This window comes from Streptomyces boncukensis, assembly GCF_011045075.1.
In the GTDB taxonomy this organism is placed as follows: domain Bacteria; phylum Actinomycetota; class Actinomycetes; order Streptomycetales; family Streptomycetaceae; genus Streptomyces; species Streptomyces boncukensis.
Window position 1 is genome coordinate 1 of the sequence record NZ_JAAKZZ010000959.1, and the last position, 1,339, is coordinate 1,339.

Genomic DNA, 1,339 nt, shown 5'->3' on the forward strand with positions numbered 1-1,339 from the left:
AGCCGTAGGAGAGCGAGCAGGCAGCAGAAGGCGGCAGGGCTCAGCGAAGCGATGCCCTGCCGTCTCGCCTGTGTCACCGGACGGCGCCCCCGGCGACCGAGAAGAGGAAGTGCCGCCACGCCGCGCGACTGACCTTCGCGTACGGGCGCGCGGTGTCCTTGGAGTCCCGCAACGCGACGACGTCTCCGGCAACGGTGACTTCGAGGCAGTTGTCATCGCCGCCGCTGTACGAACTCTTGCGCCATGCGATCGCGGACTGCGGTTGGTACCTGACGCTGGTTCTCACGGTGCGAGCTCCTTGGTGAGACTGTCGAGCCTCCTGCGTGTCTCGGGCGGCCCCGCCGCCAAGGCGCGGAGGTGGTCGAACGCCTCGGCGTAACTGTCGACGTTCTTGCGGTCGTCGAAGCAGACGGAGTTGCCGAAGATATGTTCCACCCACACTACTTCCGGCGTCGGGTCGGGGAAGTCCATGATGACGAAGGAGCCGAGGAGGCCCTGGTGGGCACCCGCATCGAACGGGAGCATCTGCAGTGTGACGCTGGGATGGTCGCAAGCCATCCGAAGGTGCTGAATCTGTTGCCGCATCAGCTGCTGGGAGCCCACCCGTCGGCGCAGTGATGCCTCATCAATGATGATCCACAGCTTCAGGGGGTCATCGCCTTCGAGGAGCTGCTGGCGCTGCATGCGCACCTTGACGAGCGCTTCGACTTCCCGGGGTGCGAGCTCCTTGCGGACCTCGGCGATGACCTCACGCGCGTACTCCTCGGTCTGCAAGAGGCCGGGGACGAGCAAGGGTTCGTAACTGCGGAAGTATGTCGCGCTGGACTCAAGCGACAGGAATCCTCCGTACTGGGTGGTGTTGATGGCGGCGGCGTACTTGCGCCACCAGGGCCGCTCGTGTGCCTGGTCGGCCCGGACGAGATCGAGCACATCCTCGCGTGTAGTGGCGTCCGTTACCCCGTAGCAGTCCAGTAGCGCCTTCACCAGTAGCGGTGACGTTCCCCTGTCGCCGGTCTCGATCCGACTCAGCGTCGACGCTCCGACCTCGACCTGGTCCGTCACCTCGGTGAGTGTCAGATGGGTGTCCTCGCGTAGATCGCGCAGGCGGTCGGCAAGTTGGCGTCGGTACACCGACTTCGGCGCCACGCCCTTTCTCCTGGCCATGCGGTGCATCCTCTGCTGTGCGGTTCTCTGGTGTCAACGAGATGAGGGAATTTCCCCAAGCAGCTTGCTGTCATACCTGGCGTGCTGCCATGGTTGCTCACAGTCACGTACGGCATCAACTCATCACGAGAGGTGACGACATGGCCGGAGCCGCGTCCACCCCGTACCCCCCCCT

At 64.7% G+C, this 1,339-nt stretch carries 2 protein-coding genes; both read right to left on the reverse strand.

Features of this window, described 5'->3' with window-relative positions; translation table 11 throughout:
- Positions 1 to 73: 73 nt before the first annotated feature.
- Positions 74 to 286: a DUF397 domain-containing protein gene (locus G5C65_RS39940; RefSeq protein ID WP_206442710.1), complete on the reverse strand. Its 213-nt coding sequence runs from the start codon at positions 284 to 286 to the stop codon at positions 74 to 76.
- Positions 283 to 1,164 (reverse strand): helix-turn-helix domain-containing protein, encoded by an 882-nt coding sequence (locus tag G5C65_RS37310; RefSeq protein WP_165303468.1) that lies wholly within the window; start codon positions 1,162 to 1,164, stop codon positions 283 to 285. The genes G5C65_RS39940 and G5C65_RS37310 overlap by 4 nt, the downstream gene beginning before the upstream one ends.
- Between the last annotated feature and the right edge of the window lie 175 nt (positions 1,165 to 1,339).